Below are 18,166 nucleotides of genomic sequence, written 5' to 3'. Positions count from 1 at the left end.
ACGACAAAGGGGCGCCCTTCGCGGGGCGCCCCTTTCGCCTGCGGGCGCGGTCTCAGACCCGCGTGTCGGCGCGGATCAGCCGCGCGGCCTTTTCCCCGATCACCATCGAGGGCGCCGCGGTATTGCCCGAGGTGATCGTGGGCATGATCGAGGCATCCGCGATCCGAAGCCGCCCGATCCGGCGCACGCGCAATTGCGGATCGACCACCGCATCGGGGTCGGCGCCCATGCGCGCGGTGCCGACCGGATGAAAGATCGTGGTGCCGATCTCGCCCGCGGCCTTCACCAGATCCGCGTGGCTGGTGAGCTGGGCGCCGGGCAGATATTCCTCGGGCGAGAGGCGCGCAAAGGCGGGCTGGCGAGCGATGTGGCGCGCCAGCTCGATCGCGCGGACGGCGACATCGCGGTCGGCCTCGGTCGACAGGTAATTCGGCGCAATCTCGGGGTGCGCCTCGGGATCGGCCGAGGTCACATGCACCCGCCCGCGCGAGCTGGGGCGCAGGTTGCACACGCTGGCGGTCATGGCCGGGAAGCGGTGCGGCGGCGCGCCGAACGTGTCGAGCGAGACCGGCTGGATGTGGAATTCGAGGTCGGGGGTCGCCTTCTCGGGGCCCGAGCGGGTGAAGATCCCCGCCTGCGAGGGCGCCATCGCCATCGGCCCCGACCGCCGGAGCGCGTATTCCGCCGCGATGCGGGCCTTGCCCCAGAGGGTTGCGGACATCTCGTTCAGGGTGGGGACGCCCTGCACCTTGAAGACCAGACGCAATTGCAGGTGGTCCTGGAGGTTCTCGCCCAGTTCGGGGATCTCGATCTGGGGGGGGATCCCGGCCGCGCGCAGCACCTCGGGCCGGCCCACGCCGGAGCGTTCGAGGATCTGCACCGTGCCGATCGCGCCCGCGCTCAGGATCACTTGCGCCGTGGCGCGGGCCTCTTCGCGCTGGCCGTTGCGCGCCCAGATCACGCCGCGGGCCTCGCCTTCCTCGATCACCAGCCGGTCGACGACGGCGCCGGTCACCACATGCAGGTTGGGCCGGTTCATCGCCGGGCGCAGGAAGGCCTTGGCCGTGCTCCAGCGCACGCCCGATTTCTGGGTCACCTCGAAATAGCCCGCGCCTTCGTTGGTGCCGCGGTTGAAATCCTCGGTGCGGGGGATGCCGGCCTCGGCGGCGGCCTCGAGATAGGCGTCGAGCACGTCCCAGCGCACGCGCGCGCGCTCGACCCGCCATTCGCCGCCCGCCCCGTGCAGGTCCGAGGCACCGCGGTAGTGGTCTTCCTGGGCCTTGAACAGCGGCAGCAGGTCGTCCCAGCCCCAGCCGGTGCAGCCCTTCTGCGCCCAGCCGTCGTAATCGGCGGCCTGCCCGCGCATGTAGATCATGCCGTTGATCGACGAACAGCCCCCCAGCACGCGGCCGCGCGGATAGCGCAGCGACCGGCCGTTCAGCCCGGCCTCGGGCGCGGTGGAAAAGCACCAATCGGCGCGCGGGTTGCCGATGCAATAGAGATAGCCCACCGGGATGTGGATCCAGTGGTAAGTGTCGCGGCCCCCGGCCTCGATCAGCAGCACGCGGTGGCGGGCGTCCTGCGAAAGCCGGTTTGCCAGAACGCAGCCGGCGCTGCCGGCGCCGACGATGATGTAGTCATAGCTGTCCAAGGGAATGTCCTCCTCGCTCCCGGTTGAATTTGTCGCGCGGATCGGGCGGGCGGACAAGAGCGGCGCGCAGAAGGCGGCCGGCCGGGCCCCGCGTTTGCGGGGGAGAGGGGGGCAGGGGGCGCCAGATGTTCGAAAGGCCGCGCCCCTTGGGGACGCGGCCTTTGCGAAGGTCTCTGGCGCGGGATCAGAACGTGGTCTTGATCGAGGTCGTGGCCAGTTCGCCCGAAATCGTGTTCGACGCGGAGCTGGTGCCGGTGCGCACGACGTTCAGCGCAGCCAGGCCCAGGCCGACGACGGCGGCGGTCAGCACGACCCAGTCAACGGTCACGGCGCCGTCTTCTTCGGTGTTGAATTTCTTGACGATCTTGAACATTTGCATCGGAGTTGCTCCTGGTGATCTGTATCTGTGGATCCTGAGATCCGGGTTGGTCCGCGCCGGTCCTTCGGGATGGCTCGTCCCTCCGTCTCGGCATGGGGACATAACGCTCCCGAAACGTGACCCGAATGGGGCAGGATTGGCCTGATTTCCGTCCTTTCCAGTCAATCCCGGAAACATTGTGTTTCCGTTAATGCAACCATTGCGGGTGGGATCGTGGGGCGGATATCCGCACCGCAGGCAATGCGGGGGCGGATCTGAACGCGATGAATTGGTTAATTGAAACAGGTGATTACAGACGAAAACGGCCGCGCCAGAAGGCGCGGCCGTTGCGTGAATTCCGTGAGGAGAGATCAGAACGTGCTCTTGATCGAGGTCTTGGCCAGTTCGCCCGAAATCGTGTTCGACGCGGTGCTGGTGCCGGTGCGCACGACGTTCAGCGCGGCCAGGCCCAGGCCGACGACGGCGGCGGTCAGCACGACCCAGTCAACGGTCACGGCGCCTTCTTCTTCGGCGTTGAATTTCTTGACGATCTTGAACATTTGCATCGGTGTCTCTCCTGTGATGGTGCGGCTTTCGGTTGCCGATCGCTCCGCCGCGGTCCGTGTGGCTGGCTGGTCCGACCGCTGCGGCATGAGGCCATAAGGCCCCTCAATCGTGGCTCGAATTGGGCAGTCTCGGCGCTTTTTGGCGATCATTTTAAACAAATGCTTAACGCCCCGGACCGCGCCGGGTGCCACTGGCCCTGTTGCGCAAAGGCCGCCCTTTTGGCCGCCGACAGGGGCGCCCCGGCGCAGGCTTCTGGTTTTTCGGGGCTTTCTGCGTCATGATGTGCAAAACGGTCCCGAGAACCGATGTCCGAGCAGATGACCCCCTTTCCTCGCCGCCTGCGCGGTTCCGGTGTGCCGGGCCGTGCTGTGACGCTTGCGCTGTGCCTTGCCGCCCTGCTGGGGCAGGCCCTGCCGGGCATGGCCGAGATCAAGCGCGTGGGCGTTCCGAAGCCCGGCGAGAAGCGACTCACCATCCAGATCGACCCCGCCGAACAGGCGCGTGCGCTGGCCGTCCACCCGCGGGTGGGCGCAGGCCTGCCGCCCGAGGCGGGCAGTCAGGCGCCGCCGCCCGCCGCCGTGGCCGCAGCGCCGGGGCCCTTGCCCTTCGATTGGTATTGGGAGCGCGTGTCGCCCACGCGCGGGGCGCAGAAGGGCCGGTTGTCCGAGGCGCTGGCGGCGCTGGCCATGGGCCCCGGCGGGCGCGCCGTGCCGGCCCCGCGGCTGGCCGATTTGCAGGCGATCGCGGCGCTTCATGGGCGCGAGATCCTGGCCGCCACGGTCGGCACGCGGGTGTCGCCGGCGCTGGTGCTGGCGATGATCGGGGTCGAAAGCTCGGGGCGGGTGGATGTGGTCTCGTCGGCCGGGGCGGTGGGGCTGATGCAGCTGATCCCGGCCACGGCCGCGCGATTCGGCGTGACCGACGCCACCGATCCGGCGCAGAACATCCGCGGCGGCGTGGCCTATCTGGATTGGCTGATGGGCGAATTCGAGCACGAGCCGCTGATGGTGATCGCGGCCTATAACGCGGGCGAGAACGCGGTGAAATCGGCCGGGGGCGTGCCGCCCTATGCCGAGACGCGGGGCTATGTGCCCAAGGTGCTGGCGGCCTGGTCGGTGGCGCGGGGGCTGTGCCTGACCCCGCCCGAGCTGATGTCGGACGGCTGCGTCTTTGCGCTGAAAGGCTAGGGGGAGGGGGGATGGCCGAGGACAAGGTACCGCTGGTCCTGGACGTGGACGGAACGCTGCTGGCGTCGGATCTGCTGTTCGAATGTTTCTGGGCGGGGCTGGCGCGGGCGCCGGGGGCGACGCTGGCCGCGCTGCGCCATCTGGCCCGCCCGGCGCGGCTCAAGGCGGCGCTGGTCGCGCCTGCGGGGCTGCGGCTGGACCTCGTGCCGGTGAACCCGGCGGTGATGGAGCTGGCGCGCGCGGCCCTGGCCGAGGGACGCGAGGTGATCCTGGCTTCGGCCTCGGACCGGCGGCTGGTGGCGGAACTGGCGCGCCTGCACGGTTTTTCCGAACGCGTCTTTGCCAGCGAGGACGGCCACAACCTGAAGGCCGAGGCCAAGGCCGCGGCGCTGGTGGCGGCCTTCGGGGTGGGCGGCTTCGATTATGCCGGCGATTCGCGGGCCGACCGGGCGGTCTGGGCGCAGGCGCGGCGCGCCTATGTCGTGGGCGATCTGCGCGCGGCCGACATTCCGGTGCCGCCGGGCGGCGAGGTCATCGCGCTGCCGGCGAAGGCCGCGCCCAGGGGGCTGTGGACGGCGATCCGGCCGCATCAATGGGTCAAGAACGTGCTCCTGTTCCTGCCCCTGATCGCGGCGCATCGCTTCGACATCGCGGCGCTGGCCTCGGTGATCTGGGGGATGGTCGCCTTTTCGGCGGCGGCCTCGGCGATCTATCTGGTCAACGATCTGCTGGATCTCGAGGCCGACCGGCGCCACCCGAAGAAATGCACCCGCCCCTTTGCGGCGGGGACGGCGCGGCTGGATCACGGCATGGCGGCGACGGCGGGCCTTGTCGGGCTGGCGCTGGCGGTGGGCGCCACGCTGGGGGCGAATTTCCTGTGGGTGGTGGTGCTCTACATGGGCACGTCGCTGGCCTATTCGCTGCGCCTCAAGCGCGCGCGCTGGGTCGATGTGGCCACGCTGGCCGCGCTTTACACCGAACGCGTGGTGGCGGGGGCGGCGGCTGCGGGGATCGCGGTGTCGATCTATACGCTGATCTTCGTCTTTCCGGTCTTCATTGCGCTGGGTTGCGTCAAGCGGCTGACCGAGCTGACGCTGGCCACGTCGGATGCGCGGCTGCCGGGGCGCGGCTACGGGCGGGCCGACCGTGGCGATCTTCTGAACGTGGCGGGCTTGGGCGTGGCCGGGGCGCTGGTGATCTTCTTTCTCTACACGATCTCGGCGCAGGGGCGGCATCTCTATCCCGACACCTGGCTGATGTGGGTGGCGATGGTGCCGATGGGCTGGTGGATGATCCGCATGGTGGCGCTGGGCTGGTTCGGCAAGCAGGATTATGACCCGATCGTCTTTGCCCTGCGCGACCGGCTGGGGCTGGCGCTGCTGATGGTGTCGCTGAGCCTGATGTTCTGGGCCGCCGGTCTCTGGGCGGAATGGTTCGGCGGCTGAGGGCCGCCGATGCCGGGCAGGGGAGCGGGGCGTCGGGGCGTCAGATCTTGAGCGTCTTGAAGATCGGCTCGGGGATGGCGCGGATGATGGCCATGATCGCGCCCCAGAAACCCGGCGTGTAGATCACGTTGCGCCCGCGTTCGAGGCCCGTCAGGATGTCCGCGGCCACCCGTTCGGGCGGCGCGACCAGGAATAGGCCGGGCAGGCCCCAGGTCATGGCGGTATCGACGAAGCCGGGCTTGACCGTCAGCACCTGGGCGCCGGCGCGCCCCAGCCGGTTGCGCAGCCCCGACAGATAGGTGTGAAAGCCCGCCTTGGCCGCGCCATAGGTGTAATTGCCCAGCCGCCCGCGGTCGCCCGCCACCGAGCCCACGCCGACGACGCGCCCGGCGCCGCGGGTCTCGATCTCGGGGACGAGATGGGCAAGGAGCGTGGCCGGCCCGGTGAAATTGTCGGTGACAACGCCCGCGATCAGGGTGGGATCGGCGTCGAGGGCGCTCTGTGCCGGCATCGAGCCGGCAAAGACCGCGGCCGAAAGCGTGCCGCTTTCGGCTTTGGCGCGGGCGATCAGCGGTGCGAAGGTGGCCGGGTCGCGGGTGTCGAAGGGATGGGTTTCGGCCAGGCGCGCGCCCCGCACGCGGCAATCACGCGCCAGATCGCCCAGATCGGCCGGATCGCGCCCGGCCAGGATCAGCCCCGCGCCGCGTTCGGCCAGTGCCCGCGCGAAGGCCCGCGCCATGGCCGAGCTGGCGCCCAGGATGATCCAGGTCTCGGCGGGGGCATCGGCGCCGTTCGTGGGGGTGTCAGTGGCAGCGAGGGTCATGCAAGGCTCCTCATCTCGAGCCGGCGCACCAGATCCGTGGCCAGAAGGCCCTGCGGGTCGGCGGCCGCGGCAATGGCCTGCCAGCGGGGCAGATCGGGATACATGGCGGCGATGTCCTGTGGTTGGGCCAGCGAATCCTTGGCCAGGTAGATCCGCCCCCCGGCTGCGCGGGTGCGCGCGATCAGCCGGCCGATCAGCGCTCGCGCCGCGGCGCTGTCGCGGAAATCGACGGCCAGCGTCCAGCCCGCCATCGGAAAGCCCAGCATCCCCGCGCGCCCCGGTCCCAGCCGCTTGAGCACCGCAAGCGGCGAGGCCAGCCCCGAGGCGCCGATCTCGGTCAGCAGCGCGCGCAGATCGCCCCGCGCGGCCAGCGGCAGGACGCATTGGAACTGGTGAAAGCCCGCGCGGCCATAGAGCCGGTTCCAGCCCGCGATCCGGTCGAGCGGGAAGAAGAAATCATGCATCGCGCGCAGCCGCGTGCGCCCGGCGCGGGGCACGCGGGCGTAATAGGCGGCGTTGAAGGCGCGCACGACGGGCCGCGACAGCGCCGCGCGCGGCGCCTCGAAGGGCACGGCGGCGGGCGTCGGCCGATAGGCGGCGGGCAGCGGCACGATGCGCGCTTCCTCGAGGATGCCGCGGCCCAGCCGCTTGCCGCGCGCGGTCGCGTCGAGCCAGCCCACGACATATTCCGCGCCCGAGGACTCGAGCGCGTCGAGATGGGCGTCGAGATGGGGGGCGCGGGTCTCGTGCACCTCCATCATGGCGCCCTGCACAGGCGTCAGGCGCAGCCGGGCGCTTTCGATGATGCCGGTCTGGCCCAGCCCGCCCAGGGTCGCGGCAAAGAGGTCGTCGCCTGCGCGGGTGGTCACGGTGCCGCCCGCCTGCCGCAGGGTGATTTCCGCGACATGCTGGCCGAAGCTGCCGGCGTGATGGTGGTTCTTGCCGTGCACATCCATGGCGATGGCGCCGCCCAGCGTGGCGTGGCCGGTGCCGGGCAGGACCGCGGGGATGAAGCCGCGGGGCGCGAACAGGCGCAGGATCTCGGCCAGCGCGATCCCGGCCTCGGCGGTCAGGATGCCGGTGGCGGGGTCGAAGTCGATCAGCCTGTCAAGGCGCGTCATCTCGACCGCGCGGCCGCCCGAATTCTGCGCCGCATCGCCATAGGAGCGCCGCGCCCCCAGCGCCGGGCAGAGCCCGTCCGTCAGGATCGCGTCCAGCTCGGCGTGGCGCTCGGGGCGGGCCAGATCGCCCGTGGCGCGCAGGGCCCGGCCCCAGCCGGAATATTCCGTGGTCTTCCAACGCATTCAGTTGCCTTTCGAGATGCGCTCGGCGGTGGGAAAGACAAGCAGTCCCAGCAGGATCGCAAACCAGAGCGTGGTCAGTCGGATCAGGGCGGTGGCGGCCAGCGCGGTGGGCATGTCGACGCCGTCGAGCGTGAGCAGGGCGACCATCGTGGCCTCGGCGCCGCCAAGGCCCCCCGGCGCCCCGGTCGCGCCCCCCACCAGCGTGGCAAAGACGAAGATCGCCGTGGCACGCGCCAGACCGAGATCGGCGCCCAGCGCGCCCAGCAGCAGGTGGAACGACAGCGATTCGGCCAGCCACCCCAGCATCCCCAGCGCCAGCGCCGCCAGGAGTGTGGGCCCGTGGGTGAAGCGCGCAAGCGAAGCCGCGGCCGCCCGCGCCCGCGCAAAGGGGCGCAAAAGGCGGCGTGCCAGCGGCGGCGCGATCTGGCGCAAGGTGGCATGCGTCGCGCCGATCCCGCCGGCAATCAGCCGCGGATGGGTGGCGAGAATTGCCGCGACCAGCGCGCCGCCCGCCGCGGTCAAGGCCTCGGCCGAGCGCGCGTCGCCCCCCGCCGTCGTGCCCGCCGCCAGCGCCAGCAGAAGCGCCAGCGCCGCCAGATCGCCCGCGCGGTCCATGATGACCAGGGGCGCTGCGCGTTCGGCCCGCCATCCGGTCTCGCGCGCGATCCAGCGCAGACGCACCAGCTCGCCCAGCCGCCCCGGCGTGACCGACAGCGCAAAGCCGCCGATGAAATGGCGCAGGTTGGCCTTCATCGGCGTGGGCAGGCCCAGCCGCTCGGCGGTCAGATGCCAGCGCAGCCCGCGCAGCAGGTAATTGAGCCCCGACAGCGCCAGCAGCACCGCGACCAGCTGCGCCGGCACCCGTTCGAGCGCGGCCCAGGTCTCGTCCCAGCCGGTGGCCGCCGCCAGCCCCGCAAGACCGGCCAGAACCGCGCTGATCATCAACGCCATCAACCCCAGCTCGCGCGGGCGCGAACGGGGGGCGCGGGGGGCGCGCGCGGGCGCCTTGCGGGCGCGGGAGGGGCGAGGCTTCCGGTCCATCAGGTCCAATCTAGACGAGAACTTGGGCAGCAATGTGATGGTGTTTCGATATTCGAGACAATAGCACGGCTTTTCCTGCGGCATAGGGTCTCGGGGGCTGCGCGGGATTTCGCGGCCGCAGCCCCCGCCGGGGTGACATGGCAGCGATTCTGCCCGACGCTGGGGGGGGGGCAGGCCGGCGAAAGCCCAAGGGGGGGGGCAGGCCGGCGAAAGCCCAAGTGGGGCAGGCCAGGGGACGGAAGGGGGAACAGGCATGAAGCTATCGCGGCGCAGGGCGCTGGGCGGGCTGATGGCGGCGGGGCTTGTCGCGGGCTGCGGGGGCGCGGGCGGCGGGCGGGGCGGGCCGCCGGGGCTGATGCATCCGCGGATGCTTCAGGCGGCCGATCACCGCGCGCCGGGGATCCCCGCGCGGTTCGGCGACACCGACCCGCATGAATGGCAGGGCCACCGCCCCGATCTCTATCCGGTGCACGGGATCGACGCGGCGCGCTATCAGGGGCCGATCGACTTTGGCCGGGCGCGCGCGGCGGGGGTGGCCTTTGCCTGGCTCAAGGCGACCGAGGGCGGCGACCGGGTGGACCCCGGCTTCGAGATGAACGCCCGGGCCGCGCGCCGCGCCGGGGTGCCGGTGGGGGCCTATCATTTCTATTACTTCTGCCGCAGCCCCGAAGACCAGGCGCGCTGGTTCCTGCGCAATGTCCCGCGCAAGGCGGGCGATCTGCCGCCGGTTCTGGACATCGAATGGAATCACACCTCGCCCAGCTGTCGCCTGCGCCCGCCCGCCGTCGAGACCCGCGCCAGAATGCGCCGGTTCCTGGCGATCGTGGGCGATCATTACGGCACGCGCCCGGTGATCTATACGACGATAGATTTCTTCCGCGACAATGACTTGCAGCATTTCGACGGCTACGAGATGTGGCTGCGCTCGGTCGCGGGGGATCCGGCCGAACGCTATCCGGGCACGCGCTGGACCTTCTGGCAATATAGCGGCACGGGCGTCGTGCCCGGCGTGGCGGGCAATGTCGATCTCAATGCCTTTGCCGGCTCGGCCGAGGAATGGCAGGCCTGGCTGGCTCGCCGCAGCCAGTAACTGAGCGCGGGCCGACATGCCGGGGCGCCGACACACAAACGGGCTACATGCAAGCGGGGCGACCCTTCCGGGCCGCCCCGCTCGTGTTGCGCGGTGCCGAAGGCGGCCTCAGCCGTCCTTGCGGATGCGCAGGTTCTCGGGGTCATGCGGGCTGTCGATGGCCACTTCGGCGTCAAACAGCTGGCGCAGCATCCGCACCTTCAGCTTCGTGCCCGGCTCGGCCAGATCGGGGCGCACATAGCCCATGCCGATCTGCTTGTCGAAGGCTGCCGACCAGCCGCCCGAGGTCAGACGGCCGATCTTCTCGCCGTCCAGCACCAGCGCCTCCTTGCCCCAGGGATCGGCATCCTCGGGGCCGTCGATGAGCAGCGTGACGCATTTCGAGCGGATGCCGGTGTCGATCATCGCCTGCTTACCGCGGAAGTCCTTGCTCAGGTCGATGAAGCGGTCGAGGCCGGCCTCCATGGGCGTGGCGTCGCGGCCCAGTTCGTTGCCGAAGGCGCGATAGGATTTTTCCTGACGCAGCCAGTTCTGCGCCCGCGCGCCCACCGGCTTCAGCCCGTGTTTCGCGCCGACCGAGAAGATCAGATCCCACAGGTAGCGGCCGAATTCGATCGGGAAATGCAGCTCCCAGCCCAGTTCGCCGGTATAGGCCACGCGGACCGCGCGCACCGGGCACATGCCCAGTTCGATGTTGCGCCAGCTGAGCCAGGGGAAGCGCTTGTTCGACAGCACCGTCTCCGGCACGCCGTCCTTGACGATCTCGTTGAGAAGGGCGCGGGCGTTGGGCCCGGCCAGCGCATAGACGCCCCATTGCGTGGTCACGTCGTGGATGTCGAGATAGCCGCCGCCCGCGGCCATGAAGTCTTCGGCCGATTTCATCAGGAAATCCGCGTCATAGTCGGTCCAGGCCCCGGCCGAGATCAGGTAATATTCGTTCTCGGCCAGCCGCACGATCGTGTATTCGGTGCGGGTGGTGCCGGCATCCGTCAGTGCATAGGTCAGGTTGATGCGCCCGACCTTGGGCAGCTTGTTGCAGGTGAAATGGTCAAGGAAGGCGGTCGCGCCGGGGCCGCGCAGCAGATGCTTGGTGAAGGCCGACGCATCGATGATGCCGCAGGTCTCGCGCACGGCCTCGGCCTCGGCCCTGGCATATTGCCACCACGCACCGCGGCGGAAGCTGCGCGCGCTGTGGTCGAAATCGGCGGGCGCATCGACGGGGCCGTAATAGTTCGGGCGTTCCCAGCCGTTGACCTGACCCATCTGCGCGCCCAGCGCGATCTGGCGATCATAGGCGGGGGCGGTGCGCAGCGGCCGGCAGGCGGTGCGTTCCTCGTCGGGGTGGTGCAGGATGAAGACGTGCTCGTAGCATTCCTCGTTCTTGCGCGCGGCATATTCGGTGGTCATCCAGCTGCCGTAGCGCTTGGGATCGAGGCTGGCCATGTCGATCTCGGCCTCGCCCGCGGTCATCAGCTGCGCCAGGTAATGGCCGGTGCCGCCGGCGGCGGTGATGCCGAAGCTGAAGCCCTCGGCCAGCCACATGTTGCGCAGCCCCGGCGCCGGGCCCACCAGCGGGTTGCCGTCGGGGGTGTAGCAGATCGGGCCGTTGAAATCGTCCTTCATGCCCACGGTTTCCGAGGTCGGGATCCGGTGGATCATGGACATGTATTCTTCCTCGATCCGCTCGAGGTCGAGCTGGAAGAGGTCGGCGCGGAAGCTTTCGGGCACGTCATAGAGGAAGCGCGCGGGGGCATTGCGCTCGTAGGGGCCCAGGATCCAGCCGCCGCGTTCCTCGCGCACGTACCATTTGGCGTCGGCGTCGCGCAGCACGGGGTGTTCGGGGTTGCCGGCCTTGCGCCATTCGACCAGCGCGGGGTCGGATTCGGTGACGATATATTGGTGCTCGACCGGGATGGCGGGGATCTTGATGCCCAGCAGGCGCGCGGTGCGCTGGGCGTGGTTGCCGGTGGCGGTGACGACATGTTCGGCGTGGATCTCGAAGGTTTCCTCGCCCGCCAGAAGCATGCCGCCGCGATCGACCATCATGCGGCCCGAGACGATCCATTCCGAGCCGGTCCAGCGGTAGCTGTCCACCTGCGCCTTGCGCACGATGGTGGCGCCGTGCTGGCGGGCGCCCTTGGCCATGGCCTGGGTGACATCGGCGGGGTTGATGTAGCCGTCCTGCGGGTGGAACAGCGCGCCCTTGAGGTCGTCGGTGCGCACCAGCGGCCAGCGCTCGGCGATCTGGGCGGGGGTCAGGAATTCGTGGTAGACGCCGGCGGTCTCGGCGACCGACGAATAGAGCATGTATTCGTCCATCCGCTCCTGCGTCTGCGCCATGCGCAGGTTGCCGCAGATCGAGAAGCCGGCGTTGAGGCCGGTCTCGGCCTCGAGCGTCTTGTAGAAATCGACCGAGTATTTGTGGATATGCGTGGTGGCATAGTTCATGTTGAACAGCGGCAGCAGGCCCGCCGCATGCCATGTCGAACCCGAGGTCAGCTCGTCGCGTTCCAGAAGCATGGTGTCCCAGCCGGCCTTCGCCAGGTGATAGGCAATGGCGCAGCCGACGGCGCCGCCGCCGACGACAAGGGCTCTGACATGGGTTTTCATCGGCCGATTCCCCGCTGGATGAAATTCATTTGCCCTTCGGTTGTGCCAGAGGGCGGCGGGTCGGGACATGTCGAGCCGACCTTTGAGGGTGGGAAAGCGACATGCGACGCCTGTGAATGGCGGAGCGGCTCCCCGAGGGGGGGAGAGCCTTTCGCGCCCCCATCGAGGGGGCCGCGAAAGGCCGGTCTTGCCGGGGCTCGATGCCCCGGCAAGACCGATCCCGCGCATCCCGCGCCCCTTGGTGCTCGGCGCGACGGGCGCGCGGCTGAAATGTCCGGGCCGGCCCGGAACGGCGGCGCGGCCCGGCTCAGTCGATGACTTCGGCCGCATAGCCGGCCGATTTCAGCGCCGCCAGCACGGTGGCTTCGGGCAGGCCCGAGATCTCGACCTCGCGGTCCTCGAGATTGACCTCGGCCTTGCCGCCCACTTCCTCGATGGCGGCTTCGACGGCGGCCTTGCAATGGCCGCAGGTCATGTTGGGAACGGACAGGATCATGGGAATTGCCTCCGGGCAGCGGGTTGGTGTCGCGCCCCAGCCTAAACCGCCCCTTGCCGCCCAGCGCAAGCGGTGCCGCGGCCTTTCGGCATCACCCCGGCGTGAAACCCCGCTTGCCGGCATCTGGCGCACCGCGTCCCGCGCAATCCCTCTTCCCGGACGTTCGGCAAACGGCTATACGCGCGCCCATGACCGAGCTTGATCGCATCCGCAACTTCTCCATCGTGGCCCATATCGACCACGGCAAATCCACGCTTGCCGACCGGCTGATCCAGCTGACCGGCACCGTGGCCGAACGCGACATGAAGGCCCAGCTGCTCGACAGCATGGACATCGAGCGCGAGCGCGGCATCACCATCAAGGCCAACACCGTGCGGATCGAGTATCCGGCGAAGGATGGCCATACCTACGTGCTGAACCTGATCGACACGCCCGGCCACGTCGACTTCGCCTATGAGGTCAGCCGCTCGATGCGCGCCGTCGAGGGTTCGCTTCTGGTGGTCGATGCCACCCAGGGCGTCGAGGCGCAGACGCTGGCCAATGTCTATCAGGCGATCGACGCCGGCCACGAGATCGTGCCGGTCCTGAACAAGATCGACCTGCCCGCGGCCGAGCCCGACCGGATCAAGGAACAGATCGAGGACGTGATCGGCATCGACGCCCAGGACGCGATCCCGATCTCGGCCAAGACCGGCCTTGGTATCCCCGACGTGCTCGAGGCCATCGTCCAGCGCCTGCCGGCGCCCAAGGGCCGGCGCGACGCGCCGCTCAAGGCGATGCTGGTGGACAGCTGGTATGACATCTATCTGGGCGTCGTGGTCATGATCCGTGTCATGGATGGGGTGATCCGCAAGGGCGACCGCATCAAGATGATGCAGACCGGCGCGCTCTACGGTATCGACAAGCTGGCGGTCCTGAAGCCGCAGATGGTCGATATCGCCGAACTGGGGCCGGGCGAGATCGGCGTCTTCACCGCCTCGATCAAGCAGGTGCGCGACACCCGCGTCGGCGACACGATCACGCATGAGAAGAAGGGCTGTGACACGCCCCTGCCGGGCTTCAAGCCCGCCCAGCCGGTGGTGTTCTGCGGGCTCTTCCCCGTCGATGCCAACGATTTCGACGCCCTGCGCGACGCGATCGAGAAGCTGGCGCTCAACGACGCCAGCTTCAGCTACGAGATGGAGACCTCGGCCGCGCTGGGCTTCGGTTTCCGCTGCGGCTTCCTGGGGCTTCTTCACCTCGAGGTGGTCCGCGACCGGCTCGAACGCGAATACGATCTGGACCTCATCACCACGGCGCCGTCGGTGGTGTTCAAGCTCTTCATGCGCGACGGCGAGGTGCGCGAATTGCACAACCCCGCCGACATGCCCGACCTGACGCTGGTCGATCACATCGAGGAACCGCGGATCAAGGCCACGATCATGGTGCCCGACGATTTCCTGGGCGACGTGCTCAAGCTCTGCCAGGACCGCCGCGGTCTCCAGGTGGATCTGACCTATGCCGGCTCGCGCGCGATGGTGGTCTATGACCTGCCGCTGGCCGAGGTGGTCTTCGACTTCTACGACCGGCTCAAATCGGTCACCAAGGGCTATGCCAGCTTCGACTACCAGATCAGCGAATACCGCCAGGACAACCTGGTGAAGATGTCGATCCTGGTCAACGACGAGCCGGTGGATGCGCTGGCGATCATGGTCCACCGCGACCGCGCCGAGGCCCGCGGCCGCGTCATGTGCGAAAAGCTCAAGGATCTGATCCCGCGGCACATGTTCAAGATCCCGATCCAGGCCGCCATCGGCGGTCGCGTGATCGCCCGCGAGACCATTGCCGCGCTGCGCAAGGACGTGACCGCCAAATGCTATGGCGGCGACGCCACGCGCAAGCGCAAGCTGCTGGACAAGCAGAAGGCCGGCAAGAAGAAGATGCGCCAGTTCGGCAAGGTCGAGATCCCGCAGACGGCGTTCATCTCGGCGCTCAAGATGGACAGCTGACGGCGCGCGCGGGCTCAGCCCGCGCGTTCGGCGTTTCCGTCTCCGGCCTGATCTCCGGCACTATCAAGCGCGGCCAGCCACGCCCGGATCGCGGCCAGCGATTCGGGCTCGTCGAGAAAGGGCACATGGCCGCGGTCGGGCACCTCGGCGCGGATCATGTCGGGGCGGCGGCGCTGCATCTCGTCGGCGGTGGCCGCGGACAGCACATCCGACCCGGCCGCGCGCACCAGCGCCAGCGGCGTGTCCGCGCAAGCGTCGAACAGCGGCCACATGTCCACCGCCGGCGCCGCCATCGCCGCGTCAAAGGCCTGCCGCAGCGCTGGGTCATAGGGCAGGTCGATCCCGTGATCGGTCTCGACGTAATGGCGCACGGCCTCTTCGGCCCAGCGAAAGGGCGGGACATGGCGAAACCCCGGCATCGCCGCGGGCAGCCGGTCCGCGATCTCGTCCAGCGATCCGACCTGCGGGCGCACGCCGATATAGCTGCCGATGCGCTCGAGGCCCTTGCGTTCGAGCGCGGGCCCCACGTCGATCAGGCACAGCCCCGACACCCGCCGGGGCGCGGTCGCGGCCAGCACCATCCCCAGAAGCCCGCCGCGCGACACCCCCAGGATCGCCGCGCGCGCCAACCCCAGATGATCGAGAAGCGCCAGCACGTCGGCGGCCTCGACGGGGACGGTGTAGCTGTCCGCCCCGGTCCAGTCCGAACCGCCGCGCCCGCGGCTGTCCAGCCGGATCAGCCGCACGCCCGACAGGTGATGGGCCAGATAGTCGAAGTCGCGCCCGTCGCGGGTCAGCCCGGCCAGCGCCAGAAGGGGCTGTCCCTGGCCCTCGTCGCGGAAGGCCAGGCGGGCGCCGTCGGTGGCGTGGAAATGCTGCATTCCTCTCCCCCCTCATGCGGAACGCGGCCCTGCCCTCGCAAAGCGCGCGCCGGGGCTCAGGCTTGCGTCGGGGCGGCGTCCTCCGGCGCCGTGATCCCGACTTCCGCGATCCCGACGGCCGCGCGCGCGGCCCGCGCGATCACCAGATCCTCGTGCGTGGGCACGATCATCACCGTGGTGCGCGCGAATTCCGACGAGATGATCGTGGCGCCCTGCGCGTTGCGCCCGTGGTCGATCTCGATCCCCATCCAGCCCAGCCGTTCGCAGATGCGCCGGCGCACGACGCGGGAATTCTCGCCGATCCCGCCGCAGAAGACCAGCGCGTCGATGCCGCCCATCACCGCCGCCATGGCGCCCAGCTCGCGCTGCACGCGGAAGACGAAATAGTCGATGGCGCGATGGGATTCCGGGGTGTCGGCGGCCTCGAGGGTGCGCATGTCGTTCGACAGCCCCCCCGACAGGCCCAGAAGCCCGCTTTCGTTATAGAGGATCTGGCGCATCTGGGCGGTGGTCAGGTGCTCCTGGTCGAACATGTAGAGCAGCACGCCGGGGTCGAGCTGGCCGCAGCGCGTGCCCATCGGCAGCCCGTCGAGCGCCGAGAACCCCATCGACGAGGCCACCGAGCGCCCGCGGTGGATCGCGCACATCGAGGCGCCGTTGCCCAGATGCGCCACCACCATGCGCCCCGCCATCAGATGCGGTGCGATGCGCGCCACCTCGCCGGTGACGTATTCATAGCTCAGCCCGTGGAAGCCATAGCGGCGCACGCCCTTCTCGTAATAGCGGTGTGGCAGGGCGAAGGTGTCGTTGACGAAGGGCTGGCCGCGGTGGAAGGCGGTGTCGAAACAGGCCACCTGCGGCACGCCGGGAAAGGCGGCCATGGCGGCACGCACCCCGGCGATGTTATGGGGCTGATGCAGCGGCGCAAAGGGCGCAAGTTTGGCCAGGTCGTCCAGGATCGGCGCGCTCAGGACCACCGGCGCGGTGTAATCGGCCCCGCCATGCACGACGCGGTGGCCGATGGCGGCCAGCTCCAGCCCCGGCAGATCGGCGCGGATCGAAGCGATGGCGCAGGCCAGCGCGCCTTCGTGGCTGCCCAGATCCCCCGGCGCGATCTCGAGCGCCCGGCCGGTGCCGTCACGCAGCGTCAGCGTGCCCTCGGGGCCGATGCGGTCGGCCTGGCCGGTGACCAGCGGGTGATCGTCGCGCGCGCCATAAAGCGCGACCTTGAGCGAGGACGATCCCGCGTTCAGCGTCAGGAAGGCGCGGGGGTCGTCGCCGTTTTCGGTGCGCGCTGCGGGGCGGGGCGGCGGCGGCAGGGTGTCGTCGGGCATCGCGGTTTCCCTTCTCAGGCGGTGGTGCGCGCGGCGTGATGCAGCGCCGCGACGGCGCAGGAGGCCAGCCGCGACATCGCGCTGTCCGAGCGCGAATTCAGGATGACCGGAACGCTGGCGCCCAGCAACAGGCCCGCGCCCTCGGCATGGCTGATGAAGGACAATTGCTTGGCCAGCATGTTGCCCGCGTCGATCCCCGGCACGACCAGGATATTGGCATGCCCCGCCACCGCGCCCTTGAGGCCCTTGGTGCGCGCCGCGGCCAGATCGACGGCATTGTCCATGGCCAGCGGCCCCTCGACCAGCCCGCCGCGGATCTGTCCGCGCTCGGCCATCTTCGACAGAAGCGCCGCATCGACCGAGGACTGGATCGCGGGGTTGACCGTCTCGACCGCCGACAGAACGCCCACCCGCGGTTCGATCCCCAGCGCCTGGGCCAGGTCGATGGCGTTCTGCACGATGTCGACCTTGGTCGACAGATCGGGCGCGATGTTGATCGCGGCATCGGTGACCATCAGCAATTCGGGCAGGCCCGGCACATCCATCACGAAGACATGGGTGAAGCGGCGGCCCATCCGCAGCCCGCCGTTGCGGTCGAGCATCGGGTGCAGCAGGTCGTCGGTGTGCAGATGGCCCTTCATCACCGCCGCGGCGCGCCCTTCGTGGACCAGCGCGCAGGCCCGCGCGGCCGCGGCATCGTCGGGGCCCGGAACGTCCAGGATTTCGGCGCCCGACAGATCGGCCCCGCAGGTCTCGGCCGCGGCCCGGATCGCCGCCGCCCGCCCGATCAGGATCGGCGTGATCAGCCCCTCGCGCGCGGCCAGAAGCGCGCCTTCCAGCGAATTGGTGTCATCGGGGCAGACGACGGCGGTTGGCATGTGCGGCAGCGGCCGGGCGCGGGCCAGCAGCGCCTCGAAATGGCGGTGGCGCTCGACGATGAGGCCGGGCAGTTCCACGTCGGCGCATTCAAAGCGGGTCTGGGGCGCCTCGACCACGGCCTCGCCGCGCAGGATCGGCGCCCCGTCCCCGACCCGCGTCACCTCGGTGGCCATGCGCACGGTGCCGTCGGGATTTTTCTCGAGCACCTCGACCGACGCCAGAAGTTCCTCGCCGGCATGGGCGCGGCCCAGCATCTCGAGCGTCTGGTGGCGATAGAGCGTGCCGGGCCCTGGCAGGCGCGTGCCCAGCACCGCCGAGATCAGCGAGGCCACGAACATCGAGGGCGCGACCCGCGGGCTTTCGCCCGAACCGTCATGGGCGGGCAGATGCAGCGGATTGTGGTTTCCCGACGCCGCGGCAAAGACATAGAGGTCGTCGGCGGTCACGAGACGGCGCAGTTCGGCGCGCTCGCCGGGCTGGAGTTCGGCGAAGATCCGGTTGACCATATGCAT

15 protein-coding genes are annotated in these 18,166 nt (G+C 69.6%); 4 read left to right on the top strand and 11 right to left on the bottom strand.

Annotation, left to right across the window (positions count from 1 at the left end; all coding sequences use genetic code 11):
* Positions 1-52 precede the first annotated feature (52 nt).
* The 3 genes from BW949_RS02560 to BW949_RS02550 form a co-directional block, all read right to left on the bottom strand.
* Positions 53-1,651, bottom strand: a complete 1,599-nt coding sequence (locus BW949_RS02560; RefSeq protein WP_076363327.1) for a GMC family oxidoreductase — start codon at positions 1,649-1,651, stop codon at positions 53-55.
* A 184-nt stretch (positions 1,652-1,835) separates the two neighbouring features.
* Complete coding sequence (locus BW949_RS02555) at positions 1,836-2,030, bottom strand: hypothetical protein (RefSeq protein WP_076363326.1); 195 nt, start codon at positions 2,028-2,030, stop codon at positions 1,836-1,838.
* Between the two features lie 350 nt (positions 2,031-2,380).
* Positions 2,381-2,569 (bottom strand): hypothetical protein, encoded by a 189-nt coding sequence (locus tag BW949_RS02550; protein WP_076363706.1) that lies wholly within the window; start codon positions 2,567-2,569, stop codon positions 2,381-2,383.
* A 324-nt stretch (positions 2,570-2,893) separates the two neighbouring features.
* On the opposite strand from BW949_RS02550, the gene BW949_RS02545 reads away from it, so the two are divergent.
* Both BW949_RS02545 and BW949_RS02540 read left to right on the top strand, forming a co-directional pair.
* The gene (locus BW949_RS02545; RefSeq protein WP_076363705.1) at positions 2,894-3,763 is read left to right on the top strand and encodes a lytic transglycosylase domain-containing protein; all 870 of its coding nucleotides are present in this window, start codon (positions 2,894-2,896) and stop codon (positions 3,761-3,763) included.
* Between the two features lie 11 nt (positions 3,764-3,774).
* Entirely contained in the window at positions 3,775-5,208 is a 1,434-nt protein-coding gene (locus BW949_RS02540) for a UbiA family prenyltransferase (protein WP_076363325.1), read from the top strand.
* Between the two features lie 40 nt (positions 5,209-5,248).
* Here BW949_RS02540 and BW949_RS02535 read toward each other — a convergent pair whose 3' ends face one another.
* The 3 genes from BW949_RS02535 to BW949_RS02525 are packed head-to-tail and all read right to left on the bottom strand — an operon-like array spanning position 5,249 to position 8,286.
* On the bottom strand, positions 5,249-6,031 hold the full coding sequence (locus BW949_RS02535; protein WP_076363324.1) for an SDR family NAD(P)-dependent oxidoreductase: 783 nt from the start codon (positions 6,029-6,031) through the stop codon (positions 5,249-5,251).
* Positions 6,028-7,335 (bottom strand): FAD-binding oxidoreductase, encoded by a 1,308-nt coding sequence (locus BW949_RS02530; RefSeq protein ID WP_076363323.1) that lies wholly within the window; start codon positions 7,333-7,335, stop codon positions 6,028-6,030. Before BW949_RS02530 ends, BW949_RS02535 begins: the two co-directional genes overlap by 4 nt.
* Positions 7,336-8,286 carry a lysylphosphatidylglycerol synthase transmembrane domain-containing protein gene (locus BW949_RS02525; RefSeq protein ID WP_235816181.1) on the bottom strand — a complete coding sequence of 317 codons (951 nt, stop codon included), beginning with the start codon at positions 8,284-8,286 and terminating at the stop codon, positions 7,336-7,338.
* 343 nt (positions 8,287-8,629) lie between these two features.
* Between BW949_RS02525 and BW949_RS02520 the strand changes: the two genes are divergently transcribed.
* Positions 8,630-9,466, top strand: a complete 837-nt coding sequence (locus BW949_RS02520; protein WP_076363321.1) for a glycoside hydrolase family 25 protein — start codon at positions 8,630-8,632, stop codon at positions 9,464-9,466.
* A 108-nt stretch (positions 9,467-9,574) separates the two neighbouring features.
* Here the strand turns inward: BW949_RS02520 and BW949_RS02515 are convergent, their stop codons facing one another.
* Positions 9,575-12,076, bottom strand: coding sequence for a GcvT family protein (locus tag BW949_RS02515; RefSeq protein WP_076363320.1), 2,502 nt, complete (start codon positions 12,074-12,076; stop codon positions 9,575-9,577).
* 307 nt (positions 12,077-12,383) lie between these two features.
* A complete protein-coding gene (locus tag BW949_RS16990) occupies positions 12,384-12,572 on the bottom strand; it encodes a heavy-metal-associated domain-containing protein (protein WP_076363319.1) in 189 nt (62 codons plus the stop codon).
* A gap of 188 nt (positions 12,573-12,760) precedes the next feature.
* Between BW949_RS16990 and lepA the strand changes: the two genes are divergently transcribed.
* Entirely contained in the window at positions 12,761-14,560 is a 1,800-nt protein-coding gene (lepA, locus tag BW949_RS02505) for a translation elongation factor 4 (RefSeq protein ID WP_076363318.1), read from the top strand.
* A 14-nt stretch (positions 14,561-14,574) separates the two neighbouring features.
* Here lepA and BW949_RS02500 read toward each other — a convergent pair whose 3' ends face one another.
* From BW949_RS02500 to BW949_RS02490, 3 genes are read right to left on the bottom strand one after another with little or no spacing between them, the layout of a single operon-like run.
* Positions 14,575-15,441, bottom strand: a complete 867-nt coding sequence (locus BW949_RS02500; protein ID WP_076363317.1) for an alpha/beta fold hydrolase — start codon at positions 15,439-15,441, stop codon at positions 14,575-14,577.
* 56 nt (positions 15,442-15,497) lie between these two features.
* On the bottom strand, positions 15,498-16,775 hold the full coding sequence (locus BW949_RS02495; RefSeq protein ID WP_076363316.1) for an acetate/propionate family kinase: 1,278 nt from the start codon (positions 16,773-16,775) through the stop codon (positions 15,498-15,500).
* A gap of 14 nt (positions 16,776-16,789) precedes the next feature.
* Complete coding sequence (locus BW949_RS02490; RefSeq protein WP_076363315.1) at positions 16,790-18,166, bottom strand: bifunctional enoyl-CoA hydratase/phosphate acetyltransferase; 1,377 nt, start codon at positions 18,164-18,166, stop codon at positions 16,790-16,792.

Source organism: Phaeovulum vinaykumarii, from assembly GCF_900156695.1.
In the GTDB taxonomy this organism is placed as follows: Bacteria; Pseudomonadota; Alphaproteobacteria; order Rhodobacterales; family Rhodobacteraceae; genus Bieblia_A; species Bieblia_A vinaykumarii.
Note: the sequence above shows the minus strand (reverse complement) of the source record. Positions and strands in the feature narration are given on the sequence as shown.